Below are 26,765 nucleotides of genomic sequence, written 5' to 3'. Positions count from 1 at the left end.
CAGGACGAGAATCGTGAGCGCACGTCGCGCTGCGGCGGAGCATCGCGCGATGGAGGCACAGATGGGCACGCAGCGACCGGACGACGACGTGAGCGCACCGGCGGGCTACGCGCCCGGTGTGCCCGGTCGCGTCGAGGTGCCCGACGTCTCGCTCACGACGGTGCTGCACGATGCGATCGGCGCGCATCCCGACCGGCCGGCGCTCGACTGGTACGGCGCGACCACGACCTACGCCGAGCTCGGCGAGCAGGTGCGCGCGGCGGCCGCGGCGCTCGCGGCCGCCGGCGTCGGCGCCGGCGACCGGGTGGCGCTCGTGATGCCGTCGTGCCCGCAGGCGGTCGTCGCGTTCTACGCCGTGCTCGAGCTCGGCGGCGTGGTCGTCGAGCAGAACCCGCTCTCGCCGCGCGACGAGCTGCAGCGGTCGTTCACCGACCACGGCGCGCGCGTCGCCGTCGTTTGGGACAAGAGCGCCGACACCGTCGCCGGGCTGCGGCTCGAGCACGAGCTCACCCTCTTCACCGTCGACATCAGCCGCGCGCTGCCGCTCACGAAGCGGCTCGCGCTCCGGCTGCCGATCAGGAAGGCGCGCGAGACGCGCGCGGCGATGACCTCGCGGCCGTCGGCCGGACGCTCGTGGGACGACGCCGTGCGCCCGCGCCGCGGAGCCGCGACCGCGCCCCGCCCGCACGTCGCCGATCCCGCCGACGTCGCGCTCCTGCAGTACACGGGCGGCACGACCGGCGCGCCGAAGGCCGCGATGCTGACGCACCGCAACCTCGTCGCGAACGTCGCGCAGAGCCGCGCGTGGGTGCCCGACCTGCAGGATGGCCGCGAGGTGCTCTACGGCATCCTGCCGCTCTTCCACGCCTACGGGATGCTGCTGTGCCTGCTCATGTCGGTGCGGCTCGGCGCGTGCCTCGTGCTGTTCCCGCGCTTCGACGTCGACCAGGTGCTCGAGGCGATGGAGCGCCGTCCCGCGACCTTCCTGCCCGGCGTGCCGCCCATCTACGCGCGGCTCGCGGATGCGGCGGAGGAGCGGGGCATCGACCTCACCTCGGTGCGCTTCGCGATCTCGGGCGCGATGCCGCTGCCGGCCGAGCTCGTCGAGCGGTGGGAGCGCCTGACCGGCGGCGTGCTCGTCGAGGGCTACGGCATGACCGAGACGTCGCCGATCGCGCTCGGCAACCCGCTCGCTCCGACGCGGCGACCCGGCTCCGTCGGGCTGCCCTTCCCCTCCACCGAGATCCGCGTCGTCGACCCCGACGAGCCATCCGTCGACCGCCCGCCGGGCGAGCCGGGCGAGCTGCTCATCCGCGGCCCGCAGGTGTTCGAGGGCTACTGGCAGCAGCCCGAGGAGACCGCGAAGGTGCTGCTCGCGGACGGCTGGCTGCGCACGGGCGACATCGTCGAGCGCAGCGACGACGGCTTCGTCACGATCGTCGACCGCATCAAGGACCTCATCATCTCGGGCGGCTTCAACGTCTACCCCTCCGAGGTCGAGGAAGCGCTGTGCTCGCACCCGCTCGTCGCGCACGCGGCGGTCGTGGGACTCCCGGGCAAGGACGGCAGCGAGGACGTCATGGCGGCCGTCGTGCCGGTCGAGGGCGAGGCGCCGACGGAGGACGAGCTGCGCCGCCACGTGCGCGAGCGGATCGCCGCCTACAAGGCGCCGCGCCGCATCCGCATCGTCGACGCGCTGCCGCTGTCGCCGGTCGGCAAGGTGCTGCGGCGCGAGGTGCGCGAGCTGCTGCAGGCGGAGTGAGCGCGCGGAGAGCTCTCAGGCGCATCCCACGAGGCTCTCACGTCGGCTGACTAGCCTCGCCCGCATGTCGACCACCGCTCCTGCACGCACCACGCTGCTCACCGCCCTCGCGCTCTCCGGGGCGCTCGCGCTCGCGTCATGCTCGTCGACGCCGCAGATCGACGATCCGAGCGAGACCGCGACCGCGCCGACCGCGACCGCCGAGACCTCCGAGAGCTCGTCGCCCAGCGAGACGGCGTCCGCGTCGCCCGACGCCACGCAGGGCGGCGATGCCGCCGGCCCCGGGATCGAGGGCGCCATCGCCGCGATCGAGCTCGCCGAGTCGGAGACCGGCGCCACCGCCTTCGAGATCGACGACGAGGACGACGACGCCTCGTGGGAGGTCGACCTCGCGGACGGCACCGAGCAGATCACCGTGCTCGTGAGCGGCGACGGCGCGAGCGTGGTCTCGACTGAGCGCGAGGGCGACGTCGACGACGACGACCGTGCCGCGCTCGACGCCGCGGGCATCTCGCTCGTCGAGGCGATCGAGGCGGCCGCCGCCGAGGCCGGCGACGCAGCCTTCGACGACGCGTCGCTCGAGGACGACAGCGACGGCCCGGCGTGGGAGGTGTCGTTCCGCGACGAGATCGAGGTCCACGTCTCGGTCGCCGACGGTTCGATCCTGCGCGTCGACCGCTGACGGGCGTCAGGAGCCGGGCGCGGTGCCCGGCTGCGCGGCGACCACCGGCTGCCGCAGGATCGTGCGCCGCTTCGCGGGGTCGACGCGCCGGGCGTCGCTCAGGTAGATCTCGTGGTGGCGGCCCGTCATGCGCAGGCCGCGCTCGGGGATGAAGTCCCGGTGCATCCGCTCGAGCGCCGGCCCCTCGTCGTCGAACGCGCCGACGTGGAGCGTCTGCACGCACCGGCCCTCGGCGAGCGGCTCGAGGCGGACGTCGTGGAGCCGCGCGGGCGCGCGCTTCGCCGCGACGGCCGCGACCGCGTCGTCGACCATCGCGCCGTCGATCCAGTCGGGCACGAGCATGAGGAGCGTCCACTGCCAGTTCGCCTTGTCGCGGACGATCGTGAACGCATCCATGTCGTCCGCCCACCACAGGCCCTCGAGCGGCATGACGGCGTAGTCGCGGCCGAGCTCGCGCTTGCTCGCGAACTTGAGCGCGTACGCCACCGGGTAGAGCGCCTCGAGCGCCTCCGCGAACGCCGGCCCGTTGGGGTCGCCGCGGCCGTCGAGCATGAGGTACTGCAGCTCGGGCACGTCGACGATCCGCAGCTCGCCCGGCTTCGCCCGATACGCGTCGAGCGAGCGCTTGAGATCGACCTTCTCCACCGACGCGCACCTCCGCGGCAAGGCTAGGGCGATGCATCCGATCCTGCGCCCCGTTGACGGCTCGCCGACGATGCCGTACCTTCGCAAGGCTGTGCACCCGCACGGCAGGCACGTCGAGAGGTGGCGATCGTGAGCGCGAAGCGCGAACGAGCAGAGGTCCGGGTCTACCCGCACCTCGATCAGCCACGCTCTCCGGCGCCGGCCGCGTAGCCCTCCAGCTCCGCGCGTCCCGCGACCGACAGGGTCCGGGACGCCTGCTCCTCGAATGGGGGAGACTGCCCGCATCCTGAGGCAGCTCCCACCGCGCCTCCCGGCGCACCCATCGAAGGAAAGCCACCATGGAGACCATCTCCGAGCGGCTGCTGTCGTGGGCGAGCATCCTCGAGGCATCGACCCTCGAGCAGGCTCGCACCGCGTCGCGCATGCCGTTCATCTACCCGCACCTGGCACTGATGCCGGATGCGCACCTCGGCCGCGGCGCGACCGTCGGCTCGGTCATCCCGACGCTCGGCGCGATCATGCCCGCGGCGGTCGGCGTCGACATCGGTTGCGGCATGATCGCCGTGCGCACGCAGCTGACGCGCGACGACCTCGCGGACCGCGACCTCGCCGAGCTGCGCGAGCAGATCGAGCGCAGCATCCCGCTGTCGGCCGGTCGCGACAACCGCTCGGTGCGGCCCACGGCCGAGCCGCGCGTCGCCGAGCTCGAGCAGCTCGCCGAGCGCGCCGGCTTCGACCCCGAGCGCTACGCGAAGCACTGGCGGCTGCAGGTCGGGTCGCTCGGCAGCGGCAACCACTTCATCGAGGTCTCCGTCGACGAGACGGATGCGGTGTGGATGTTCCTGCACTCCGGCTCCCGCGGGGTGGGCAACAAGATCGCCCAGCACCACATCGGCGTCGCGCAGCGGTTCGCGAAGCAGTCGTGGATCGAGCTCCCCGACCCCGACCTCGCGTACCTCGTCGAGGGGACGCGCGAGTTCGACCGCTACATCGCCGAGCTGCGCTGGGCGCAGCGGTTCGCGCTGCTCAACCGCGAGGAGATGATGGATCGGGTCGCCGACCAGCTCGGCCGCTTCGTCGGTGCTCCGATCGAGGAGCTCGAGCGGATCAACTGCCACCACAACTTCACCGAGTCGGAGACGCACTTCGGCAAGCGGGTGTGGGTGTCGCGCAAGGGCGCGATCCAGGCCGACGCGGGTCGGCCGGGGCTCATCCCGGGCTCGATGGGCACCGCCTCGTACGTCGTGGAGGGGCTCGGCAACCCGCGGGCGCTCGACTCCGCGCCGCACGGCGCGGGGCGCAGGCTCTCGCGGAACGCCGCTCGTCGCACCTTCTCGCGCGACGAGCTGCGCGAGGCGATGGTCGGCATCGAGTACCGCGACACCGACGCGTTCATCGACGAGATCCCGCAGGCGTACAAGCCGATCGACGAGGTCATGGCCGACGCGGCCGACCTCGTGCGCATCCGCCACACGCTGCGCCAGCTCGTGAACGTGAAGGGCGACTGAGCCGCGCCGAGCGGTGGTCCCTCGGGGCCACCGCTCGGGGGCGGGTCCGCCGCTCGTCGAACCCGAGTGCTCGGCGACCGAGCGGCGCTCAGGCGTCGTGCCAGGCGAGCAGCTCGGCGGTCAGCTGGTCGAGGTGCTCGGGAGGACCCATCTCGGCGAACCACAGCCAGAGCCTGGCGGCGTGGATGGGCACCCACGGCCGCAGCGCATCCGGATCGGCGCCGTATCCCTCTGCGATCGCGTCGAACGAGCGCGGATCCTTCCGCGCCGCACCCCATGCCGCGCCGGCGAGCTCGCGGAGCGGGTCGCCCAGGTGCGCCTTCTCCCAGTCGAGCACCGCGGTGATGCGGCCGTCGACTGCGAGCAGGTTGCCGTCGCCCCAGTCGCCGTGGCAGAACACCGCAGGGGTCGCCGGAGGGATCGTCAGAGGGAGCGGCGGACCGCCCGCGTCGACGTAGCGGCGGATGGTGCGTGCGTCGTCGGGCGCCGCGGGCAGCTCCGCAGGGGGCTCGATCCCGTGCAGCCTGCGAAGCAGGGCGGCGGATGCGCGCAGGCCGTCGAGCCGGACATCGGGATGGACCTCGTCGAGCCGCTCGCCCGGCATCCGCGTCATGAGGATCGATCCCGGCGCGACCTCCACCAGCTCGGGGACGTGGAGCCCGCTGCCGGCCAGCGTGCGCAGCGCGAGCGCCTCGGTGTCGTGGCCGAGCGGGTCCGGCAGGCGCTTCTCGACGAGCGTGCGCCGGCCGCACTGCACCAGTCGGACGTGCCCGCTCGCTCCCTGCCGCATCCGACCATCCTCGCAAGCCGGCCGCGAGTGCTGTGCGCTCGCGCTCAGGAGCCGACCGCGACCGAGTGGATCTCGAGCTGATCGATGCCTGTGAAGTCGGCAGGGTTGCAGGTGTACAGGGGCATCGAGTTGGCGATGGCCGTCGCGGCGATGAGTGCGTCGTAGGCGCGCGCGGCCGGCTTCCTCCCCGCGGCTCGGAGCGATGCGGCGACCACGCCGAAGGCTCGAGCGGCGGCCGCATCGAACGCGATCACCTCGAAGTCCGCCTCGGCCTGCTGCAGGTGGGCCTGCCGCGCCGCGCGCTCCGCCTCGGTCGCGGCGACGTGGGGACCGACGGAGAGCTCGGCCAGCGTCACGGCGCTGATGACGCAGTCGTCGGGGAGCGAGCCAGGATCGGTCACCCGGCCCAAGAGGATGACGGTCGACGTGTCGAGCAGGCCTCGCTCCACGGTCATATCGATGCGTCCAGCAGCTCGTCGACGTCGCGTCGCAGGGCGTCGATGTCGATCGGTGGCAGCGCCCGTCGACGGGCGATCAGCTCCTGCGGCGGGGCGCTGCGGCGCCGCAGCGGTGACAGCTCCGCAACTGCCCTGCCGTCGCGAGTGACGACGAACGTCTCTCCGTCGACGACGCGATCGAGGACCTCTCCGCCCTTGTTGCGCAGCTCGCGCACGGTCACCGTGCTCATGCGGAGAATGTATCACCGGTGATACAGCGGGTCCATGGCCACCCGCCGGGACGCCGAACCGGATGCAGTGGGCCCGGTGGGGCTCGAACCCACGACCAGCGGATTAAAAGTCCGACGCTCTACCGACTGAGCTACAGGCCCGCGGGTCCAAGGGTAGTCGCGGCGCCGGGCGGCTCGGGCCGCCCGCGGCTGACGTCGCTGCGGGGGTCAACCCCCAGGATGATTCGGGCGATCCTCCCTACCCCGAGCGGCCGCGAGGGTCCAGAGTGATGCACGGAGACGGCGCGATCGCGCTCCCGCGCTCGACGCATCCGCCACCCAGGAAGCCGCATGACCTCCCAGACGCCAGCACGCACGCAGCCCGACGCCGACGGCGCGCCCGCTGCGGGCCATCTCGAGACGCAGCGCATCCTCTCGACGACCGATCCTGCGATCGGCCTCACCGCCGCCGAGGTCGCCGCCCGCGTCGCCGACGGCCGCGCGAACCGGCTCGCGAACGCCTCGAGCCGCAGCCTGCTGTCGATCCTGCGCGTCAACCTGCTCACGCTCTTCAACCTCGTGATCGCGGTGTGCACGGTCGTGCTGCTCGTGCTCGGCCGCTGGCAGGATGCGCTGTTCTCGTTCGCGGCGATCGCGAACGTGGTGATCGGGGTCGTGCAGGAGCACGGCGCCAAGCGCAAGCTCGACAGCCTCGCGCTGCTGCACGTCCAGCGCTCCACGGTGCTGCGCGACGGGGAGCGCCTCGACGTCGCAATGGAGGAGCTCGTGCAGGACGACATCCTGCTGCTGCGACGCGGCGACCAGGTGCCGGCCGACGGCGTCATCGTCGCGACCGAGGGTGTCGACCTCGACGAGTCGCTGCTCACGGGGGAGTCGGAGCCGCAGCTCAAGCACGTCGGCGACGGCGTGCTCTCGGGCTCGGCGGTCTCGGCGGGCTCCGCCTCGGTGCAGCTCACGAGCGTCGGCGGCGACTCGTTCGCGGCCCGCCTCACCGCCGAGGCGCGCCGCTTCTCGCTCGTGCACTCCGAGCTGCGCGCCGCGCTCAACCGGGTCGTGAAGTGGATCTCGATCGCGCTCGTGCCGCTCATCGCGATCGTGCTCAACGGCCAGATGCAGGCGCGCGGCGGCTGGGCGACCGCGATCGAGAGCGGCGCCTGGCAGGACGCGGTCGTGCTCTCGACCGCCGCGATCTCGGCCTCGGTGCCGCAGGGGCTCATCCTCATGACGTCGATCGCGTTCGCCGTCGCCGCGGTGAAGCTCGCCCGCAACCAGGTGCTCGTGCAGGAGCTCGCCGCCGTCGAGGGCCTCGCCCGCGTCGACGTCATCTGCCTCGACAAGACCGGCACGCTCACCGAGGGCGACGTCGAGCTGCTCGAGGTCACGCCCGTCGTCGACGGCGCGTGCGCGCCGGCGGTGGCGGCGGATGCGCTGGCGGCCGTCGCGGTCGCGCCCGGCTCGCCCGCGTGGCCAGCCGCGCTCGCGTGGTTCGGGCACGACCCCGACGCGAACCCCACCGCGCGGGCGATCCGGCCGGCGCTCGCGGCGCCCGCGCTCACCCCGAGCTGCGTCATCGGCTTCTCCTCCGCGCGCCGCTCGAGCGCCGTCGCCTTCCAGGACGGCGACGCCCGCGGCACGTGGGTGCTCGGCGCCCCCGAGTCCGTGCTCGGCGAGGCGCCCGAGCACGCCCCGATCATCGAGCGGGCGCTCGAGATCGCCGCCGCCGGCCGCCGCGCGCTCGTGCTCGCGCACGCGGCGCATCCGATCGACCACGCGCAGGCCGAGCGGCACGAGCTGCCCGCGCTCACGCCCGTCGCGGTGCTCGCGTTCGGCGAGCACGTGCGCGACGACGCGGCCGCCACGCTCGACTACTTCCGCGCGCAGGGCGTCGAGGTGCGCGTGCTCTCGGGCGACCACCCGCGCACCGTCGGCGCGGTCGCGCGCCAGGTCGGCATCCCGCTCGAGGGCGACGCGTACGACGCGCGCCACCTGCCCACCGACATCGAGACGCTCGAGGCCGTGCTCGCCGACCACCACGTGCTCGCGCGCGTCACGCCCGGGCAGAAGCGCGGCATCGTCGAGGCGCTGCAGGCGATGGGCCGCACGGTCGCGATGACGGGCGACGGCGTCAACGACGCGCTCGCCCTCAAGACCGCCGACCTCGGCATCGCGATGGGGGAGGGGGCGCCCGCGACGAAGGCCGTCGCCCGTCTCGTGCTGCTCGACGGCCGCTTCTCGCACCTGCCGCAAGTGGTCGCCGAGGGCAGGCAGGTGATCGCCAACATCGAGCGCGTCTCGCGCATCTTCCTGACGAAGACGACCTACGCGTTCACGCTCGCGCTGCTCTTCGGCGCGCTGCTCGTGCAGTACCCGTTCCTGCCGCGCCAGCTGTCGGCGACCGACGGCCTCACGATCGGCATCCCCGCCTTCTTCCTCGCCCTCATGCCCGCCGCCACCCGCTACGTGCCCGGCTTCCTCGGCCGCAGCCTCCGCTTCACGATCCCCTCCGGCGTCACGGTGGCGCTCGCGGTGCTCGCGATCACGCTCATCGGGCGCGGCGCGGATGCCGACGAGCGCCAGGTGCAGACCGCCGCCGTGTTCACGCTCACCGTCTGCGGGCTGTGGGTGCTCGGCATCGCGTGCAGGCCGTTCACCGTCACGCGCGCGGCGATCGTCGCGCTCATGGTCGCGGCGCTCGTGACCGCGGTGCTCGTGCCGTTCGTGCGCGACTTCTTCCAGTTCCAGCTGCCCGACGCGCAGCTGCTGCTCACGGCGATCGGCATCGGGCTCGTGGGCAGCGCGCTCATCGAGCTGTGGCACCGGCTCGCGCCGAAGCTCCCGGCGGCGATCGTCGCCGACGCGTGACCCGCGCCGGCCGGGCGACACGCGGGCTCGGGACGGGCGGATGCATGCAGCACCCGGGCAGGGGAACCTAGGCTCTTCACAGACCCGTCACGAGGAGCACCATGACCACCGCATCCCGCCGTCCCGTCACCGCCGCGCTCATCGGCGCGGCGATCGTCACCCTCACCGCCGGCTGCGTGTTCACGCCGCCCGCGCTGCCGGCCGCGCCGACCGAGACCGTCGCGGTGCCCGCACCCGACGGGCCCGCGCCCACCGAGAGCGCGTCGAGCGAGCCTGCCGAGCCGAGCGAGACCGCCGCCGCCGAGGGGCAGTACGAGATCACCGCCGAGGGCCAGGACGGCTCGGTCTGGAGCTTCGAGGTCACCGACAGCCGCGTCGTCGAGGCCGATTCGAGCGGCGATCCCGCCGAGCCGGGCAACCAGCTCGTCGAGGTGCTCATCGACGCCGAGATCCTCGAGGGCGAGCCCGACTTCTACTACGCGTTCCACGTCTACGTCGTCGACGACGCGACCGGCACCGAGTACGGCCTCAGCACGGGCAGCTCGTTCTACGCCGAGAACGACCTGTTCGCCGCCGGGCGCGAGCCGTCCTTCACCGGCGGCGTCGGCATCTTCCAGGTGCCCGCCGGCATCGGCGTCGACCACGTGCGCGTCACGACCGACCAGGGCGGCGCCTGGGACTTCACGCGCTGACCCGCCCAGCCGGATCGGCGGGGCATCCGCGATGATGGTGGGGATGGCTGAGCACTTCAAGCGCCCCACCCGCTTCTCGAACGACTGGTTCGCCAGGATCGAGGGCGACGTCGACCCTGCCGTGCGCCTGCAGCTCGCGAGCGAGACGGCGCAGGCGCTGCTCGCGCGCGTCCGCTCGGGCGCCGACCCCGAGGTGGTCGAGCGCCTGCTGCGCGTCGCCCGCGACGACGGCATCGACACCGTCGCCGAGCTGTGGTCGCACGCGCGCCCGCACTCGCTGCCGGGCGCGCTGTGGCGCGTCAACCTGCTGCACGCGCTCGTCACGCAGCGCGCGGTCGACGCGGCGCTGCTCTACCAGCAGGGGGCGGATGCGCTGCCGACGGCCGCCCCGGTCGTCGCGGGCGTGCCGGCGCCGGCGACGCCCGACGAGCTGCGCTCGCTGACGGAGACGATCCTGCGCGGCGTGTTCTCGGGCGACTTCGCGCTCGCGCTCGAGCGAGCCGCCGCGTTCGCGACGGTGACGGCCGCGGGCGCGATCGAGTCGGCGCACGTGGACGAGGCGACGCATCCGGAGCGCGCGAGCGAGCGCACCCGGCTCGCCGCCACCCTCACCGACATCGCGGGCGACCTGCGGGTGTGCGCGCGCATGTGGCGCTCGGAGAGCCTCGTCTGAGCGTGCCCTGAGCGCAAGACGCCCGATCCGGCCGTAGGCTCAGCGAGTCGACCGCGCACCCCGTCGGCATCGAGAAGGAGACCGACATGGCACGCCGCCCCCTCGCCGCCGCGCTCATCCTGGGCGCGAGCGCCCTCGTCCTCACCGGCTGCCTGCCGATGCCCCCCGCAGCGCCCGTGCTGCCGCCGACGAGCGGTCCCACCGAGCCGACCGAGTCGAGCGATCCGGCCGAGCCCGGCACCACCGACGCGCCGACGGAGTCGAGCGAGCCGAGCGCGTCAAGCGAGCCCTCGGAGCCGTCCGAGCCGTCGGACGGCGCCTTCGACTTCACGGTCGACGACGGCGCGGGCGACACGTGGTCGTTCACGGTGACCGGTGTGGAGGACAACCCGCCCATGGACTCCGGCTCCCCGGAGCCCGGCACGTACTTCGTCGGCATCCTCTTCGACGGCGAGCACGTCGAAGGCACCGCCGACTTCGATACGTGCTTCGACTTCTTCGTGGTCGGCAGCGACGGCGTCGAGTACGACTGGCGCGACACGATCGGGGTCACGGCGCAGGACGACATCTTCTTCGCCGACTCCAACGCGTTCACGCAGGCGCGCGCCGCTGTGCAGCTGCCCGAGGGCGTCGAGCCCGACCAGGTGATCGTGCGCACGCGCTTCGGCCCCGGCGAGGAGATCGTCCTCGACGTGGAGTGACGCGCACCGCAGAGCACGTCCAGAGCGCCCGGGAGCACCCGGGCGCTCTGCGCGTTCCGGCACGCATTCCCGGGCGCTCCGGCCGTTCGCGGGGAGCGCATCGGGGTGCGCGTCGAGGTGCCGTTCGCTACCCTTGACGAGCCGGGCCGCGTAACCCCGGGCTCCAATATTCGCCGCTGCGAGCGGCCTTCCGCCGAGAGGCGTTTCGCGGCCCGGCACTCACGTCCCCGGGCGGTTCCCGCGGGTGGTCACGACACGCCGCCCCGACCGCCGCGCGCGCGGCGTGTCGTGACCACCCGCGCTGCCGGCTGCGGCGTGTCGTGACCACCCACGGGTCGGGCCGGCCGGTGTCGGGTTCCCGGCCGGTCGAGTTCACCCGCTGTTCACCTGCGCGGGGCCGGGCCGCCACCCTCGGTGCCTACCGTGAGATGCGGCGTGCGAGAGCGCGCCTTCCCAGGGCTCTCCCCCCTGCACCATGCATCTTCGAAGGGAACACACCCGTGAAGTTCACGAAGCTCGGCCGCGCTGCGGTCGTCGCAGTCGCTGGCACGATCCTGCTTAGCTCCTGCGCAGCCAACGAGCCGGCGGGCGATGCGCCCGCCGGCTCCGACGCACCCGCCTCGACGCTCTCCGGCGACCTCGCCGGCGCCGGCGCGTCGTCGATGGGCGCCGCGCAGGAGGCCTGGGTCGCCGGCTTCCAGACCGCGAACCCCGCCGTGAACGTGACGTACGACCCGGCCGGCTCGGGTGCGGGCCGCGAGCAGTTCATCGCCGGCGGCGTCTCGTTCGCCGGCTCTGACGCCGTGCTCAAGGACGACGAGCTCGAGGGCACCTTCGGCGCCTGCGTCGCCGACACCCTCCCCGTCGACCTGCCCGTCTACATCTCGCCGATCGCGGTCATCTTCAACGTCGAGGGCGTCGACTCGCTCAACATGGACGCCGCGACGATCGCCGGCATCTTCTCCGACCAGATCACGAACTGGAACGACCCGGCGATCGCCGAGCAGAACCCTGACGTGACGCTGCCGGATGCGCCGATCACGGCCGTCCACCGCTCGGACGACTCGGGCACCACCGAGAACTTCACCGAGTATCTGACCGCGACGGCCGGCGACGTCTGGACCGAGGGCGTCTTCGAGACGTGGGCCTACGGCGGCGAGGGTGCGCAGGGCACCTCCGGTGTGGTCGACGCCGTGAGCAACGGCACGAACACGATCGGCTACGCCGACGCCTCGCGCGCCGGTTCGCTCGGCACGGTCGCGCTCAAGGTCGGCGAGGAGTACGTGCCGTTCTCGCCCGAGGCCGCAGCCGCTGCCGTCGACGCGTCGCCGCGCATCGAGGGACGCCACGAGGGCGACATCGCGGTCGAGCTCGACCGCACGTCGACCGAGGCGGGCACCTACCCGCTCGTGCTCATCTCGTACGCGATCGCCTGCACCGACTACACCGACGACGCCCAGGCGGAGCTCGTCAAGGAATACCTGACCTACGTCGCCTCGGCCGAGGGCCAGGAGGCCGCGCAGGCCAACGCCGGCAACGCTCCGATCTCGGATGCGCTGCGCGAGCAGATCCTCGCTGTCGTCGACACGATCCAGTAGGACAGACTGAAGCCGGCCCTCGGGCCGCAGCCGTCCGGCCGGGGCGCTCGCACGCCTCGGCCGGACGCTTGCCCCGGTCCCGTCCCGACTCCGCTGGGAGCCCCATGACCACCGCTGTACCGGTCGCTTCGCGAGCCGCTGCTCCGAACCGACCCGCCGACGTCGTCTTCAAGGCGATCTCCACGACCGCCGGCGTGCTCATCCTCGTCGCGCTCGCCGGCGTCGCGATCTTCCTCGTCGCGCAGGCCGTGCCCGCGATCATCGGCCCGCTGCCCGACGACGACAGCTTCCTCGCCTGGGTCTGGCCGCTCACCTTCGGCACGCTCTGGTCGGCGTTCCTCGCGATGCTCATGGCGGTGCCGCTCGCGATCGCGATCGCGCTGTTCATCACGCACTTCGCGCCCCGCCGCCTGGCGCAGGGCCTCGGCTACCTCATCGACCTGCTCGCGGCCATCCCCTCGGTCATCTACGGGCTGTGGGGCATCACGGTGCTCGCGCCGTTCCTGCAGCCCGCCTACGGCTGGCTCGCCGAGAACCTCGGCTGGATCCCGCTGTTCACCGCGCCCGCGTCGGGCACCGGGCGCACGATCCTCACCGCATCCATCGTCCTGGCCGTCATGGTGCTGCCGATCATCACGGCCCTGTGCCGCGAGATCTTCCTGCAGACGCCGCGGCTCAACGAGGAGGCGGCGCTCGCGCTCGGCGCGACGCGCTGGGAGATGATCACGATGGCGGTGCTGCCGCACGGCCGCTCCGGCATCATCGCATCGTCGATCCTCGGCCTCGGCCGAGCGCTCGGCGAGACGATGGCGGTCGCCATGGTGCTCGCCTCCGCCGGTGCCGTCACGTTCGTCGTGGTCGGCTCGCAGAACCCCTCGACCATCGCGGCGAACATCGCGCTGCGCTTCCCCGAGGCGCACGGCATCACCGTCAACATGCTGATCGGCTCCGGCCTCGTGCTGTTCGCCATCACGCTCGTCGTCAACGGCCTCTCGCGGTGGATCATCGCGAAGACGACCGTCGACGGAGGCAGGTAGTCATGACCATCACGACCGAAGCCCCCGCGCGCCGCGAGGCCGCGAACCCGCTCACCGCCGGCCAGCTGCCGAAGTGGGGGCCCTGGGCGCTGCTCGGGGTCGCGCTCGTCATCGGCGCGGCCGTCTCGGCGCTCGTCGCCGGCGCGAGCGGCACGCAGTTCAGCATCGTCGCGACCGTCGCCGTCGGATTCGTCCTCTACCTCGTCGCCGTGACGGTCGTGAGCCAGCTCATCGAGGGCGGCCGCAAGGCGACCGACCGGCTCGTCACCGGCATCGTGGTGGGCGCCTTCCTGCTCGCGCTCGTGCCGCTCGTCTCGCTCATCGTGACCGTCGTCGCGAACGGCGCCGCGCGCTTCGACATCGAGTTCTTCACCTACACGATGCGCAACATCGTCGGCGAGGGCGGCGGCGTGCTGCACGCGATCGTCGGCACCGTGCTCGTCACGCTCTGGGCGGCGATCATCTCGGTGCCGGTCGGCATCTTCACGGCCATCTACCTCGTCGAGTACGGCCGCGGCCGCCTCTCGAAGGCGATCACGTTCTTCGTCGACGTCATGACGGGCATCCCCTCGATCGTCGCAGGCCTCTTCGCCTACGCGCTCTTCGCGCTCTTCGCCGGCGAGGGCGTGCGGAGCGGCTTCGGCGGCGCGGTCGCGCTCAGCCTGCTGATGATCCCCACCGTCGTGCGCTCGACGGAGGAGATGCTCAAGCTCGTCCCGAACGACCTGCGCGAGGCGTCGCTCGCCCTCGGCGTGCCGAAGTGGCTCACGATCGCGAAGGTCGTGCTGCCGACCGCGCTCGCCGGCATCGTCACGGGCGTCACGCTCGCGATCGCGCGCGTGATCGGCGAGACCGCGCCGCTGCTCATCATCGCCGGCTTCACGACGAACATGAACTACAACGTGTTCGACGGCCGGATGATGACCCTCCCCGTGTTCGCCTACAACCAGTACGTCAGCCCCGGCGTGCAGGAGCAGGCCTACTTCGACCGCGCGTGGACCGCCGCGCTCGTGCTCATCCTCATCGTCATGCTGCTCAACATCGGCGCGCGCCTCATCGCGCACTTCTTCGCGCCGAAGGCCGGAAGGTAACCCGACATGTCCAAGCGCATCGAAGTCAACGACCTCGACGTCTACTACGGCAGCTTCAAGGCCGTCGAAGGGGTGTCGGTCGAGATCGAGCCGCGCGCCGTCACGGCGCTCATCGGGCCATCGGGCTGCGGCAAGTCGACCGTGCTCCGCACGCTGAACCGGATGCACGAGGTCATCCCGGGCGCGTGGGTCGACGGCGAGGTGCTGCTCGACGGCGCCAACCTCTACGGCCCGGGCGTCGACCCGGTGAACGTGCGCCGGCAGATCGGCATGGTGTTCCAGCGCCCCAACCCGTTCCCGACGATGACGATCCGCGAGAACGTGCTCGCGGGCGTGCTGCTCAACAACCGCCGCATGTCGAAGGGCGACCAGGACGACCTCGTCGAGCGCTCGCTGCGCGGCGCCAACCTCTGGAACGAGGTGAAGGACCGCCTCGGGCTCCCGGGCTCGGGCCTCTCGGGCGGCCAGCAGCAGCGACTCTGCATCGCTCGTGCGATCGCCGTCAGCCCCGATGTGCTGCTCATGGACGAGCCGTGCTCGGCGCTCGACCCGATCTCGACGCTCGCGATCGAGGACCTCATCGAGGAGCTCAAGCAGGAGTACACGATCGTGATCGTGACCCACAACATGCAGCAGGCGAGCCGCGTCAGCGACAAGACCGCGTTCTTCAACATCGCGGGCACCGGCAAGCCGGGCAAGCTCATCGAGTTCGACGAGACGACGAAGATCTTCTCGAACCCGTCCGTGCAGGCGACCGAGGACTACGTCTCCGGCCGCTTCGGCTGATCCGCCGGCCCAACCCGCACGCCGCGCAGGGTGGTCACGACACGCCGTGTGCGCACTACTGCTGACGGCGTGTCGTGACCACCCCGCGCACCCGCGTGGGCGGGCGGATGCGTCAGCCCGCGGCGGGCGAGTGCGTCTCGATCGCGACGAGCGCGGGCTCGGCGCCGGCGCTCACGTGCAGCACGGTGAACTCGGCCGTGTGCAGCATCGACGCGCGGTGCGTGCGCTCCGACTCCCGCGCATCCGCCGCGTGCACGACGGCCGTGACGATCTCGGGGATGATCGGCGCGTGCGAGCACAGCACGGTGCCGCGGCGCTTGCGCACCGCCTTGCCGATGCGCGCCTCGAGCGCTGCCCGCGGGTCGACCGACGACTCCTGGCTGATCTCGGCGGTCGCCTTGGGGGCAATGCCAGTGCGCTCGGCGAGCGGCGCGACCGTCTGCACGCAGCGCAGCGCGTCGGAGGTGACGATCCGCTGCGGCCCGTACGCCGCGATCCCCGCGGCGATCGACTGCGCCTGCCGCTCGCCCCGGTCGGTGAGCGGGCGCGTCGCATCGGCGCCCTCCCACGAGAAGGCGTTCGCGGCCTTCGCGTGGCGCAGCGCGACGATCGGGAAGGTGCGCGCGTGCCCGGCCGCGAGCCGCTCCTCGAAGCGCTCGACGATGTGCACGTCGTGCTCGTAGGTGCAGCGCGCCTTCGCGGCCTCGATCGGCAGCCACGTGAGCTCGAGGATCTCGTCGTTCGGCTCGAACGGGGCGCGCGCGACCTCCTGCTCGTCGACGAGCGCCTGCCAGTAGTAGACGACCTTGTCGCGCCCGTCGGGCAAGCGGTACTCGCTCGTGCCGAGCGGCGCCTCGAGCGTGATCCTCAGGCCCGTCTCCTCCTCGATCTCGCGCGCGGCGCACTCCAGCAGCGTCTCGCCCGGATCGAGCTTGCCCTTCGGCAGCGAGTGGTCGCGGTGCTGCGTGCGCTCCACGAGCAGCACGAGCACCTCGCCCTCGACCTCGCGCCACACGAGCGCGCCCGCCGCGAGCAGCGGCGTCTCCGGGCTCATCGGCCGGCGCGCTTCCGACGCTGGATCTGCAGCATCCGATCGCGGTGGAGGTCGTCGAGCGGCGAGCCGTCCTCGGCGTAGAAGCGGCGCGTCCACGTGCCGTCGGACTCCGCCCACCACGACTGCGTCTGCGGCGACATCGCCTTGTCGAAGTGCTGCTGGATGTCGCGCTTGTGCTCGCTCGAGGTGAGCTGGATGAGCACCTCGACGCGGCGGTCGAGGTTGCGGTGCATCATGTCGGCCGAGCCGATGAAGACCTCGGGGTCGCCGTCGTTCCAGAAGATGAACACCCGCGAGTGCTCGAGGTAGCGGCCCACGATCGAGCGGATCGTGATGCGCTCGCTCAGCCCCGGCACGCCCGGCTTGATCGAGCAGATCCCGCGCACCCAGATCTCCACGTCGACGCCCGCGCGGCTCGCGCGGTAGAGCGCGTCGATGATCTGCTCGTCGACGATCGAGTTGACCTTGATGCGGATGCGCGCGGTGCGGCCGTCGAGCGCGGCGCGCGTCTCGCGCTCGATGCGCTGCAGCAGCCCCTTGCGCAAGTGGCGCGGCGCGACGAGCAGCCGCTGGTACGACTTCTCCTTCGCGTAGCCCGAGAGCTCGTTGAACAGCCGCGTGATGTCGCGGCCGACCTGGTCGTTGTCGGTGAAGAGGCCGAAGTCCTCGTAGATGCGGCTCGTCTTCGGGTTGTAGTTGCCCGTGCCGATGTGGCAGTAGCTGCGCAGCCGGCCGTTCTCGCGGCGCACGATCATCATGAGCTTGCAGTGCGTCTTGAGCCCGACGATGCCGTAGACGACGTGCACGCCCGCGCGCTCGAGCTGGCGCGCCCAGCGGATGTTGGCCTGCTCGTCGAAGCGCGCCTTCACCTCGACGAGCGCGAGCACCTGCTTGCCCGCGGCGGCGGCGCGGATGAGCGCGGCGACCACGGGGGAGTCGCCCGACGTGCGGTAGAGCGTCTGCTTGATCGCGAGCACGTCGGGGTCGTCGGCGGCCTGCTCGAGCAGCGCCTGCACGCTCGTCGCGAACGACTCGAACGGGTGGTGGACGAGCACGTCCTTGCGCGTGATCGACTGGAAGAAGTCGGTGCGCTCATCCTGGTCGGTCGGCAGGAACGCCGCCGCGGTGACGGGCACGCGCTTCGTGTAGCGCAGGTCGGGCCGGTCGATGCCGGCGAGCTGGAAGAGCCCGCTGAGGTCGAGCAGGCCCGGGAGCCGGTAGACCTCGGAGTCGGTGATGCCGAGCTCGTCGACGAGCAGCGCGAACGTGTCGTCGTCGATGTCCTCCGAGACCTCGAGCCGGATGGGCGGGCCGAACTTGCGGCGCGACAGCTCGTGCTCGAGCGCCTGGATGAGGTTCTCGGTGTCGTCCTCGTCGATCGTCACGTCCTCGTTGCGCGTGACGCGGAAGGCGTGGTGCTCGACGATCTCCATGCCCGAGAACACCTCGTCGAGGTTGTTCGCGATGAGCTCCTCGAGCGGCAGGAACCGCTGCGAGTGGCCGCCGCGGGGCAGCTCGACGAAGCGCGGCAGCACCGCGGGCACCTTGAGGCGCGCGAACTGGTCCTCCGGCTCGCCGGGCACGCGCACGCGCACGGCGAGGTTGAGCGAGAGCCCCGAGATGTACGGGAACGGATGCGCGGGATCGACCGCGAGCGGCATGAGCACGGGGAAGATCTCGGCCTCGAAGCGCGCCGACATCGCCTCCTGCTCGGCATCGGTCAGCTGGTGCCAGCGGACGACGCTGATGCCGGCGACGTCGAGCTCGGGCTGGAACGACTCGAGCGCGATGCGGGCGTGGCGCTGCTGCAGGTCGTGGGCGCGCTGCACGATCTGCTGGAGCAGCTCGGCGGGCGCGATGCCGACGTTCGTCGGCACGGCGAGGCCGGTCGCGATGCGGCGCTTGAGCCCGGCGACGCGCACCATGAAGAACTCGTCGAGGTTCGAGGCGAAGATCGCGAGGAAGTTGGCGCGCTCGAGCAGCGGCGTGTTCGGATCCTCGGCCATCTCGAGCACGCGCTCGTTGAAGGCGAGCCACGAGAGCTCACGGTCGAGGAACCGGTCGGCGGGCAGGCCGTCGACTGTCTCGCCGCCCTGCAGCTCGGCCGACCAGTCGAGCTCGGCGTCGTAGTCGTCGAAGTCGGCCTCGTTCGCGTCGTGGAAGCTCTGCTCCTCCTCGAGCGTCCGCGGGGAGCGCTCGGTCCTGCGCTCCTCGCCGAGCTGACCGGTGGTGCTCCCGGTCGCGCCCCCGCTGGTGCTTGTCGCTGCGCCGTCTGTCATGCGCCAATCATGTCAACCATCGGTCGACGGCGCGTGCCTCCACCGCACATCGATCGCCCACCGCTCGAAGCCGGCCCGCTCGTAGAGCGCGAGCGCGGGGGCGTTGTCGCCCTCGACGTAGAGGTGGGCGGTCGTCGCGCCGAGGGCGCGCATCCGCACGAAGACGGCAGCGAGCATCCGCTTGCCGAGCCCCGCTCCCTGCCGTGCCGGCGAGACGCCCAGCACGTAGAGCTCGGCGATGTCGCCGTCGGGCTTGACCCAGCCGAAGGCGTCGAGGCCGCCAGAATCCGATGCACCCGTGCCGTCGATGACGACGAGGTTCGCGTCGTCGTGCCACGGCTCGGCCATGCGGGCGGCGAGGTCGTCGGCCGTCATGCGGCCCTGCTCGGGGTGGTCGGCGAAGGCGACCGCGTTGAGGGCGAGCAGGGCGGATGCGTCGGCGGGCTCGAACGGCCGGACGCCGTCGGGCAGGCGGTCGGGCACCTCGGCCGGCGCCGCCGGGACGGGGGCGCGCAGCTGCAGCAGCGTGCGCACGCTCGTCATGCCGAGTGCCTCGGCGATCGCTCGGGCGGCCGGCAGGTCGCCGTGGGACCAGGCGTCGAAGGTGCCGAGCTCGTCGGCGACGCGACGCGCGAGCGCGAGGCCGCGGCCCTGCCCGCGGGCGTCGGGCGCGACCGCGAGCTCGACCTCGCGATCCCGGTCGCTCACGACCGCGAGCGCATGCGCGTCGCCGATGGTGCGGCGCTCGCCGCGCTCGAGCTCGACGAGCGCCTGGTCGTTGAACGGCGGCACGCCGTCGTGCGCGGCGCACGCCGCGGCGAGGGCGCGCGCCTGCTGGATCGCCGTGTCGCCGCTCACGCGTCCACCAGCTCGAACCGGTAGCCGACGCCGCGCACCGTGCCGATGACGCTCTCGAGGTCGCCGAGCTTCGCGCGCAGGCGCCGCACGTGCACGTCGACGGTGCGGGTGCCGCCGAAGTAGTCGTAGCCCCACACCTCGCTCAGCAGCTGCTCGCGCGTGAACACGCGCGCCGGGTTCGAGGCGAGGAAGCGCAGCAGCTCGAACTCCTTGTACGTGAGGTCGATCGGTCGGCCGTCGACCTTGGCCTGGTAGCTCGCCTCGTCGATCGAGAGGCCGCTCGCGACGATCGGGGCGCTCGCCTGCACCCTCGAGATGGCGAGGCGGATGCGCGCCTCGAGCTCGGCGGGGCCAGCCGAGTCGAGCACGATGTCGGTCACGCCCCACTCCGCGGTGACGGCCGCGAAGCCGCCGTCGCCGAGCACGAGCAGCAGCGGCGCGGCGTCGCGCTCGAGCAGCCTGCACAGCTGCTTCGCGGCGGCGAGCTCGGCAGCTCCGTCGACGATGAGCAGGTCGGCGTCGGGGGCGTGCGCGACCGCTTCCGCCGTGCCGGGGAGCATCGTCACCCGATGCTCGAGGAGCTCCAGGTTCGGCAGCACGCCCCGGTCGCGGCGGGTGAAGATCACGACGTGCGCCATCCAGCCTCCTGCCTGCTCCGATCCTATGGCGCGGCGGGAGGGCGGTTGTGCCACGGGGGAGATAGGTCACAATGGGGCCGTGTCGTGGCAATGGGGGAGCGTGTGGCCCGTCTGGGCGCTCGCCCTCGTGGGTGCGATCGTCGTCGGCGTGCTGCAGCCGTCCGACGGGCTCGTCTGGCTGCCGATCGTGCTGGGCGGGTGCACGCTCACCGCGTTCGCGATCCAGCTGGCCGGGCCGACGATGCCCGGCATCGTCGGTCGGCTCGCGGCCGCCGTGCTCGGCTCGGTCGTCATCCTCGCCGTGGCGACCGCGATCCTGGTGCCGCTGGCGCTGCTGTGAGCGCGCCGCGCCCAGCCCCGCGGTGCCGGAAGTCGGCTACGATCGAGCCATGGCTGGAATCCCCATCGTCGCCCTCGAGATCTTCTACCTCGGCCTGCTCGGCCTCGCGATGCTGGCGATCTTCGGCGTCTCGTTCGTCGTGATCCGCAACCTCTTCAGGGGCCAGCGCTAGCCGATGCTCGAGCTCGACCCCACGCTCCCGGCCGAGCTGGGCCCGCTCCAGTGGCTCATCGGCACGTGGGAGGGCACCGGCGTGCTGTCGTTCCCGGTGGGCGACCGCACGATCGAGCATGAGTTCGCCCAGCGCGTCTCCTTCGCGCACCACGGGCACCCCTACCTCACCTACGAGGCCTACGCATGGCGGCTCGACGACGAGCTGACGCCGCTCGCCGCCGAGACGGGCTTCTGGCGCCTCGCGCGCCCCGTCGCGCCGTCCGACGCCGGTCCCGGCATGCTGCCGCCGGAGGGCGAGCCCGCCTATCCCGACGCCGAGTCGGTCGAGTCGCTCCGGCGCCCCGACGGCTCCTTCGAGCTGCAGGCGCTCATCGCGCACCCGACCGGCGTCGCCGAGCTCTACCTCGGCACGATCGCGGGCCCGCGCATCGATCTCGCGACCGACGCGGTGCTGCGCGGCGCGAGCGCGAAGGAGCACACCGCATCCACCCGCATGCTCGGGCTCGTCGACCAGCACCTGCTGTGGGCGTGGGATCTCGCGGCGCTCGGGCAGGGCCTCGAGAGCCACGCCTCGGCCCGGCTCGCGCGCATCGTGCCGAGCGAGGCGAACGAGCAGTGAGCGCGCTCGCGAGCCGCATCCCCGGCGCCGTGCTCGGCGACGACGGGCTGCCGCTGCACGTCGGCAACCCGATGGCCGAGCAGCGCAGGCTCCGCCGCGACGCGCTCGTGCTGCTGCCTCGCGATGTGCTGCGGCTCACCGGCCCCGACCGGCTGCCGTGGCTCGACTCCATCAGCTCGCAGGCGATCGCGCAGCTGCCCGCGGGGGCGTCGGCCGAGACGCTCGTGCTCTCGCCCGAGGGCCGCATCGAGCACGTGCTGCGCCTCGTCGAGACGGGCGACGCGCTGTGGGTCGTCGTCGACGCCGGTGCGGGCGACGCGCTCGAGGCGTGGCTGACGCGGATGCGCTTCTTCAAGGAGGTCGTCATCGAGCGGCCCGAGGTGGTCGTCGTGGGCGCCGCGGGGGAGCCCGCGGGCGCGCTCGCGTGGATCGACGGCTGGCCCGAGGTCGCGCCGGGCGGCGTGCGCTATGGCGAGCCGACGGGTGAGCCGTGGCGCTGGTCGGAGTCGATCCTCACGGCGGCCGAGGCGGATGCGCTCGACCCGACCCGCTTCGTCGGCACGATGGCGGCGGATGCGCTGCGCATCGCCGCGGGACGTCCCGCGCTCGCCGAGGTCGACGAGCGCTCGATCCCGCACGAGCTCGACTGGCTGACGACCGCGGTGCACCTGTCGAAGGGCTGCTACCGCGGGCAGGAGACGGTCGCGAAGGTGCACAACCTCGGGGCACCGCCTCGCCGCGTGGTGCTGCTGCACCTCGACGGCAGCCAGAACGCGCCGGTCGTGCCCGGCGACCCGGTGCTCCGCGGCGACACGGACGTCGGCACGGTCACGTCCTCGGCGATGCACGACGAGCTCGGCCCGATCGCGCTCGCGGTCGTGAAGCGCAGCACGCCGACCGACGAGGACCTCACCGTGCGCACCGCGGAGGGCGTGCTCGTCGCGGCCGGCCAGCAGGTGCTCGTGCCGCAGACCGCCGGCCACGCGCACCGCCCGCCGCGACTCCCGCGCCTCGGCGCCGTCACGCGTCCCACCCGCTAGCCCCGAGCATCCGCCCGGCTCGCTCCCCGGGCTGTTCACGACGCGGGGTGGTCGCGCCGCGGGGTGGTCACGACACGCCGCGCGAGCGCCGTGGGGTGGTCACGACACGCCGTGGGCGCGCGCCCGGCGACGGCGTGTCGTGACCACCCGCCGCACCCGCCTCAGGCGCGAGGGGCGACCGCGCTCCAGGCGACCGTGAGCTCGCCGAGGCGGGAGCGCGCGGGGCCGCCCGCGACCGGCCAGCCCGCGCGGCGCATCCGTCGCACCGTCGACTGCCAGCGCTGCACGGCGCCGAAGTCGGCGAGCGGCGCGTCGCTCGCCCACGCGCGGTCGAGGTCGCCGAGCAGCGAGTGCACGCGCTCGCCCGGCACGTTGCGGTGGATGAGCGCCTTCGGCAGCCGCTCGGCGACGACCGACGGCGCCGGCATCGCGTCGGTGCCGAGCTCGTCGACCTTGAGCGCGATCGTGAGCGATCGGGGCTGCGGTCGCCGGTCGGCGGATGCGTCGAGCGCGACCCACGCGCACACGCGCCCCACCTCGTTCGAGGTGCCCTCGACGAGCAGGCCTCCCGGCGCGAGCCGACCCAGCATGGTCGCCCAGTGGCCCGCGACCTCGTGCTCGTCGTACTGCCGCAGCACGTTCATCGCGCGGATGACGTGCGGGCGCCGGGGTGCTGGCACCTCGAAGCCGCCGCGCGCGAACGACACCCGGGCATCCGCGGCGATCGCGCGGCCGTAGCGCGCCGGTCCCGCTGCCCGGGCGAGCGCGAGCTGCGCGGTCGCGCCCGCGACGCGCGCGGGGTCGATCTCGAGCCCGAGCACCTCGACGCCGGCGTTCGCGCGCGCGAGCCGCCCCTGCAGCTCGAGGCTCGTGGTCGCGCTCGCGCCGTAGCCGAGGTCGACGACGAGGGCGCCGGGCACGCGCGCCGCGGCCTGGGCGGCGATCCAGCGGTCGACGCGGCGGAGCCGGTTCACGCCTGTGGTCCCGCGGGTGACGCGGCCGTCGGGTTTTTGCACGAGGAACAATTCTGCACCCCGATGTGGCCCCTGCCGTACACGCCCCTTCCGCGGCGACGCGTAGCGATATATCGTTGACCATCGTCGAGCATCACGACGACGCCACGATGCGAGGAGGACACCATGCATGGATCGTTCGCAGGCGGAGGATTCGCCGGCGGCCCTCGGGGCTTCGACGCCCGGCCCGGCGCGGGCGTGTGGGAGGCGATGGACCAGCTGCGCTCGGCGTTCGAGCGGCGCGGCAGCACTCGGATGGGCCGCGGCGACGTGCGCGCGGCGGTGCTCGCGCTGCTCGCCGAGCGGCCGATGCACGGCTACCAGATCATCCAGGAGATCGACGAGCGCTCCGGCGGCGCCTGGAAGCCGAGCCCCGGCTCGGTCTACCCGACCCTGCAGCTGCTCGCCGACGAAGGGCTCATCACCGCCGAGGAGGCGAACGGTCGCAAGACCTACGCGCTCACCGAGGGCGGCAGGCTCGAGGCCGAGGCGGCCGCAGAGCGGCAGGCGCCGTGGCTCGCGTCGAGCGAGCGGGAGGGCGGCTTCTCGGCGCTCCCGAAGGCGGGCATGGAGCTCGCGCAGGCCGCCGCCCAGGTCGGGCGCACCGGCAGCCCCGAGCAGGTGCAGCACGCGGTCGCCGTGCTCGACGACGCGCGCCGTAGGCTCTACTCGATCCTCGCTCAGGACTGACCCGGGTGCCAGCCGCACGTCGGGCGCTAGGAGACACGATGCCCGACGTCGGCAGCACCCGTGCGCGCTACCGCCGCATCCTGCGCTTCGCGGCGAGGCACCTCGTCGTGCTGTGGTGGTTCGAGCTCGTGCTGCCGCGCTTCGGGCTCGCTCGGCTCGCCGCCCGCGGTCGCCCCGCGCGGCTCACGCGCCTCGCGCGCAGGTTCCACGTGCTCGCCGTCGACCTCGGCGGGCTCATGATCAAGGTCGGGCAGTTCATGTCGTCGCGGCTCGACGTGCTGCCACCCGAGATCACGCGCGAGCTCGAGGGGCTGCAGGACGAGGCGCCCGCGGTGCCGTTCGCGCGCATCCGCGAGCTCGACGAGCGCGAGCTCGGCATGCCGCTCGACCGCGCCTACGCCGCGGTCGACGAGGTGCCGGTCGCCGCCGCCTCGCTGGGCCAGGCGCACCGCGCGACGCTCTCGCCGCTCGACACCGCCGACACCGGCATCGAGCGAGCGGTCATCAAGGTGCAGCGGCCCGGCATCGACGCGATCGTCACCGTCGACCTCGCGGCGCTCCGTCGGGTCGGCGGCTGGCTGCGCCGCGTGCGGCTCGTCGCCGACCGGGTCGACGTGCCCGCGCTCGTCGAGGAGTTCGCCGTCACGAGCCTGCACGAGATCGACTACCTGCACGAGGCCGCGAACGCCGAGCGCTTCGCCGCCGACTTCGCCGGCGATCCGCGCGTGCAGGTGCCTGAGATCATCTGGGAGCGCACCACCCGCCGCGTGCTCACGCTCTCCGACGTCTCGGCGATCAAGATCAACGACCTCGACAGCCTCCGAGCCGCGGGCATCGACCCGGCCGAGGTGGCGCGCGCATTCGCCGCCGTCATGTTCGACCAGTTCTTCTCGCACGGCTTCTTCCACGCCGACCCGCACCCCGGCAACCTCTTCGTCACGCCCCTGCCCGCCGCCGACGCCCGGGCGGATGCGTCGGGCCCGGCCTGGCGGCTCACGTTCATCGACTTCGGGATGATGGGCGAGGTGCCGAGCGGCACCCGCCGGGGCCTCCGCCGTGCGTTCATCGCGGCGGCCGGGCGCGACGGCAAGGGCCTCGTCGACGCGATCCGCGACGTCGGCGCGCTGCTGCCCTCCGCCGACATGGGCGAGCTCGAGCGCGCCATGACGCACGCGTTCGCGCGCTTCGGCGGCCTGGGCTTCGCCGAGCTGCGCGACGTCGACCCGCGCGAGTTCCGCGACTTCGCGCTCGAATTCCAGGACCTGATGCGGTCGCTGCCGTTCCAGCTGCCCGAGGACTTCCTGCTCATCATCCGCGCCGCGTCGCTCACCTCCGGCGTCTGCAGCACGCTCGACCCCACCTTCAACCTGTGGGACTCCGTCGAGCCCTACGCGGCCACGCTGCTGCGCGAGGAGCGCGGCAACGTCGTGCAGGGCGTCGCGCAGGAGGCCGTCGCGACCGCGGGCGTGCTCGCACGGCTGCCGCGGCGGCTGGATGCGGTGATGACGCGGGTCGAGGAGGGTCGCGTCGCGATCTCCACGCCGCGGCTCGAGCGCCGAGTCGCCCGGCTCGAGCGAGCGGCGAGCCGGCTCGCCTCGGCGATCGTGTTCGCCGGCCTGCTGCTCGCCGGGGCGCTGCTGCGCCCGGACGACGAGGTGCTCGGCGCCGTGCTCATGGGCGCCTCGTCGCTGCCGCTCCTGCACGTCGTGCTCGCCCCCGTGCTCGGCCGCCGCGGCCCCGACTGACGCTGCCGGACCTCTTCCACCGGACGGGACCCGGTGCACCGGGTCCCGGAAGGTGGAAGCGGTCCGCGGAGGACGCATCCGACCCAACTAGGCTGGCGGCATGACCGAGCGCACCCTCATCCTGCTCCGCCACGGCCAATCGACGTGGAACGAGAGCAACCAGTTCACCGGTTGGGTCGACGTGCCGCTGACGCCGAAGGGCGAGCAGGAGGCGAAGCGCGGCGGTGAGCTGCTGCGCGAGCACGACGTGCTGCCCGACGTGCTCTACACGTCGCTCCTCACCCGCGCGATCAAGACCGCCAACATCGCGCTCGACGCGGCCGGGCGCGACTGGATCCCCGTGACCCGCTCGTGGCGGCTCAACGAGCGCCACTACGGCGACCTGCAGGGCAAGGACAAGGCGGAGACGCTCGAGCAGTACGGCGAGGAGCAGTTCATGCTCTGGCGCCGCTCGTTCGACACGCCTCCGCCGCCCATCGCCGACGACAACCAGTACTCGCAGGCCGACGACCCCCGCTACGCCGACATCGACGGCGAGGTGCCCGCGACCGAGTGCCTCAAGGACGTCATCGAGCGTTTCCTGCCCTACTGGGAGTCGACGATCACGAAGGACCTCGAGGCCGGCAAGACCGTGCTCATCACCGCGCACGGCAACTCGCTGCGCGCGCTCGTGAAGCACCTCGACGGCATCTCCGACGACGACATCGCCGCGCTCAACATCCCCACGGGCATCCCGCTCGTCTACCGCCTCGGCGACGACAACATGCCCGTCGCTCCGGGCGAGTACCTCGACCCCGAGG

Annotated in this window: 27 protein-coding genes and 1 tRNA gene; 18 read left to right on the top strand and 10 right to left on the bottom strand. The window is 72.7% G+C overall.

The window, feature by feature from the left end:
• Positions 1–49: 49 nt before the first annotated feature.
• Positions 50–1,762 (top strand): long-chain-fatty-acid--CoA ligase, encoded by a 1,713-nt coding sequence (locus ABD106_RS06265; RefSeq protein WP_343918483.1) that lies wholly within the window; start codon positions 50–52, stop codon positions 1,760–1,762.
• Between the two features lie 64 nt (positions 1,763–1,826).
• Positions 1,827–2,444 carry a PepSY domain-containing protein gene (locus tag ABD106_RS06260; RefSeq protein ID WP_343918481.1) on the top strand — a complete coding sequence of 206 codons (618 nt, stop codon included), beginning with the start codon at positions 1,827–1,829 and terminating at the stop codon, positions 2,442–2,444.
• Positions 2,445–2,450: 6 nt separating this feature from the next.
• On the opposite strand, the gene ABD106_RS06255 is transcribed toward ABD106_RS06260, so the two are convergent.
• Complete coding sequence (locus ABD106_RS06255; protein WP_343918479.1) at positions 2,451–3,089, bottom strand: GyrI-like domain-containing protein; 639 nt, start codon at positions 3,087–3,089, stop codon at positions 2,451–2,453.
• A 338-nt stretch (positions 3,090–3,427) separates the two neighbouring features.
• Between ABD106_RS06255 and ABD106_RS06250 the strand changes: the two genes are divergently transcribed.
• Positions 3,428–4,597 carry an RtcB family protein gene (locus ABD106_RS06250; RefSeq protein ID WP_343918477.1) on the top strand — a complete coding sequence of 390 codons (1,170 nt, stop codon included), beginning with the start codon at positions 3,428–3,430 and terminating at the stop codon, positions 4,595–4,597.
• Between the two features lie 88 nt (positions 4,598–4,685).
• Here ABD106_RS06250 and ABD106_RS06245 read toward each other — a convergent pair whose 3' ends face one another.
• The 4 genes from ABD106_RS06245 to ABD106_RS06230 all read right to left on the bottom strand — a co-directional run bounded on the left by ABD106_RS06245 (position 4,686) and on the right by ABD106_RS06230 (position 6,216).
• The gene (locus ABD106_RS06245) at positions 4,686–5,387 is read right to left on the bottom strand and encodes a phosphotransferase family protein (protein ID WP_343918475.1); all 702 of its coding nucleotides are present in this window, start codon (positions 5,385–5,387) and stop codon (positions 4,686–4,688) included.
• 44 nt (positions 5,388–5,431) lie between these two features.
• Entirely contained in the window at positions 5,432–5,842 is a 411-nt protein-coding gene (locus ABD106_RS06240) for a type II toxin-antitoxin system VapC family toxin (RefSeq protein WP_343918473.1), read from the bottom strand.
• Complete coding sequence (locus ABD106_RS06235; protein WP_343918471.1) at positions 5,839–6,075, bottom strand: type II toxin-antitoxin system Phd/YefM family antitoxin; 237 nt, start codon at positions 6,073–6,075, stop codon at positions 5,839–5,841. The genes ABD106_RS06240 and ABD106_RS06235 overlap by 4 nt, the downstream gene beginning before the upstream one ends.
• Positions 6,076–6,143: 68 nt before the next feature.
• Positions 6,144–6,216 (bottom strand) — tRNA-Lys (locus ABD106_RS06230).
• Between the two features lie 189 nt (positions 6,217–6,405).
• Between ABD106_RS06230 and ABD106_RS06225 the strand changes: the two genes are divergently transcribed.
• From ABD106_RS06225 to pstB, 8 genes are all read left to right on the top strand, one after another.
• A complete protein-coding gene (locus ABD106_RS06225; RefSeq protein WP_343918469.1) occupies positions 6,406–8,937 on the top strand; it encodes an HAD-IC family P-type ATPase in 2,532 nt (843 codons plus the stop codon).
• Positions 8,938–9,038: 101 nt separating this feature from the next.
• Entirely contained in the window at positions 9,039–9,629 is a 591-nt protein-coding gene (locus ABD106_RS06220) for a hypothetical protein (protein WP_343918467.1), read from the top strand.
• 43 nt (positions 9,630–9,672) lie between these two features.
• A complete protein-coding gene (locus tag ABD106_RS06215) occupies positions 9,673–10,302 on the top strand; it encodes a DNA-directed RNA polymerase subunit beta (RefSeq protein ID WP_343918465.1) in 630 nt (209 codons plus the stop codon).
• An 86-nt stretch (positions 10,303–10,388) separates the two neighbouring features.
• Complete coding sequence (locus tag ABD106_RS06210; protein WP_343918463.1) at positions 10,389–11,003, top strand: hypothetical protein; 615 nt, start codon at positions 10,389–10,391, stop codon at positions 11,001–11,003.
• 500 nt (positions 11,004–11,503) lie between these two features.
• Positions 11,504–12,601, top strand: a complete 1,098-nt coding sequence (locus tag ABD106_RS06205) for a phosphate ABC transporter substrate-binding protein PstS (protein ID WP_343918461.1) — start codon at positions 11,504–11,506, stop codon at positions 12,599–12,601.
• 104 nt (positions 12,602–12,705) lie between these two features.
• Complete coding sequence (pstC, locus tag ABD106_RS06200) at positions 12,706–13,638, top strand: phosphate ABC transporter permease subunit PstC (protein ID WP_343918459.1); 933 nt, start codon at positions 12,706–12,708, stop codon at positions 13,636–13,638.
• Positions 13,639–13,640: 2 nt separating this feature from the next.
• Positions 13,641–14,729 carry a phosphate ABC transporter permease PstA gene (gene pstA, locus ABD106_RS06195; RefSeq protein WP_343918457.1) on the top strand — a complete coding sequence of 363 codons (1,089 nt, stop codon included), beginning with the start codon at positions 13,641–13,643 and terminating at the stop codon, positions 14,727–14,729.
• 6 nt (positions 14,730–14,735) lie between these two features.
• Positions 14,736–15,515, top strand: coding sequence for a phosphate ABC transporter ATP-binding protein PstB (gene pstB, locus ABD106_RS06190; RefSeq protein ID WP_343918455.1), 780 nt, complete (start codon positions 14,736–14,738; stop codon positions 15,513–15,515).
• 112 nt (positions 15,516–15,627) lie between these two features.
• Here the strand turns inward: pstB and ABD106_RS06185 are convergent, their stop codons facing one another.
• The 4 genes from ABD106_RS06185 to ABD106_RS06170 are packed head-to-tail and all read right to left on the bottom strand — an operon-like array spanning position 15,628 to position 20,344.
• On the bottom strand, positions 15,628–16,569 hold the full coding sequence (locus tag ABD106_RS06185) for an NUDIX hydrolase (protein WP_343918453.1): 942 nt from the start codon (positions 16,567–16,569) through the stop codon (positions 15,628–15,630).
• On the bottom strand, positions 16,566–18,848 hold the full coding sequence (locus ABD106_RS06180) for an RNA degradosome polyphosphate kinase (RefSeq protein ID WP_343918451.1): 2,283 nt from the start codon (positions 18,846–18,848) through the stop codon (positions 16,566–16,568). Before ABD106_RS06180 ends, ABD106_RS06185 begins: the two co-directional genes overlap by 4 nt.
• A 12-nt stretch (positions 18,849–18,860) precedes the next feature.
• Positions 18,861–19,706: a mycothiol synthase gene (mshD, locus tag ABD106_RS06175; RefSeq protein WP_343918449.1), complete on the bottom strand. Its 846-nt coding sequence runs from the start codon at positions 19,704–19,706 to the stop codon at positions 18,861–18,863.
• The gene (locus tag ABD106_RS06170) at positions 19,703–20,344 is read right to left on the bottom strand and encodes a response regulator transcription factor (protein WP_343918447.1); all 642 of its coding nucleotides are present in this window, start codon (positions 20,342–20,344) and stop codon (positions 19,703–19,705) included. The genes mshD and ABD106_RS06170 overlap by 4 nt, the downstream gene beginning before the upstream one ends.
• Before the next feature lie 79 nt (positions 20,345–20,423).
• On the opposite strand from ABD106_RS06170, the gene ABD106_RS06165 reads away from it, so the two are divergent.
• The 4 genes from ABD106_RS06165 to ygfZ are packed head-to-tail and all read left to right on the top strand — an operon-like array spanning position 20,424 to position 22,517.
• Positions 20,424–20,684 (top strand): hypothetical protein, encoded by a 261-nt coding sequence (locus ABD106_RS06165; protein WP_343918445.1) that lies wholly within the window; start codon positions 20,424–20,426, stop codon positions 20,682–20,684.
• Between the two features lie 49 nt (positions 20,685–20,733).
• Positions 20,734–20,856 (top strand): hypothetical protein, encoded by a 123-nt coding sequence (locus ABD106_RS06160; protein WP_343918443.1) that lies wholly within the window; start codon positions 20,734–20,736, stop codon positions 20,854–20,856.
• Positions 20,857–20,859: 3 nt separating this feature from the next.
• On the top strand, positions 20,860–21,477 hold the full coding sequence (locus ABD106_RS06155; protein ID WP_343918441.1) for a heme-binding beta-barrel domain-containing protein: 618 nt from the start codon (positions 20,860–20,862) through the stop codon (positions 21,475–21,477).
• Positions 21,474–22,517, top strand: a complete 1,044-nt coding sequence (gene ygfZ / locus ABD106_RS06150; RefSeq protein ID WP_343918439.1) for a CAF17-like 4Fe-4S cluster assembly/insertion protein YgfZ — start codon at positions 21,474–21,476, stop codon at positions 22,515–22,517. The genes ABD106_RS06155 and ygfZ overlap by 4 nt, the downstream gene beginning before the upstream one ends.
• A gap of 161 nt (positions 22,518–22,678) precedes the next feature.
• On the opposite strand, the gene ABD106_RS06145 is transcribed toward ygfZ, so the two are convergent.
• Positions 22,679–23,491 (bottom strand): class I SAM-dependent methyltransferase, encoded by an 813-nt coding sequence (locus tag ABD106_RS06145; RefSeq protein ID WP_343918437.1) that lies wholly within the window; start codon positions 23,489–23,491, stop codon positions 22,679–22,681.
• Positions 23,492–23,656: 165 nt separating this feature from the next.
• Here ABD106_RS06145 and ABD106_RS06140 point away from each other — a divergent pair, with 165 nt between their 5' ends.
• The 3 genes from ABD106_RS06140 to ABD106_RS06130 all read left to right on the top strand — a co-directional run.
• Entirely contained in the window at positions 23,657–24,220 is a 564-nt protein-coding gene (locus ABD106_RS06140) for a PadR family transcriptional regulator (protein ID WP_343918435.1), read from the top strand.
• Between the two features lie 38 nt (positions 24,221–24,258).
• Positions 24,259–25,965 (top strand): ABC1 kinase family protein, encoded by a 1,707-nt coding sequence (locus tag ABD106_RS06135; protein WP_343918433.1) that lies wholly within the window; start codon positions 24,259–24,261, stop codon positions 25,963–25,965.
• 100 nt (positions 25,966–26,065) lie between these two features.
• A partial coding sequence (locus ABD106_RS06130; protein ID WP_343918431.1) for a phosphoglyceromutase occupies positions 26,066–26,765 on the top strand: 700 nt, incomplete at its 3' end.

The sequence above is a fragment of the Agrococcus citreus genome (assembly GCF_039527715.1).
In the GTDB taxonomy this organism is placed as follows: Bacteria; Actinomycetota; Actinomycetes; order Actinomycetales; family Microbacteriaceae; genus Agrococcus; species Agrococcus citreus.
This window is presented reverse-complemented; position numbering and strand designations above follow the sequence as displayed.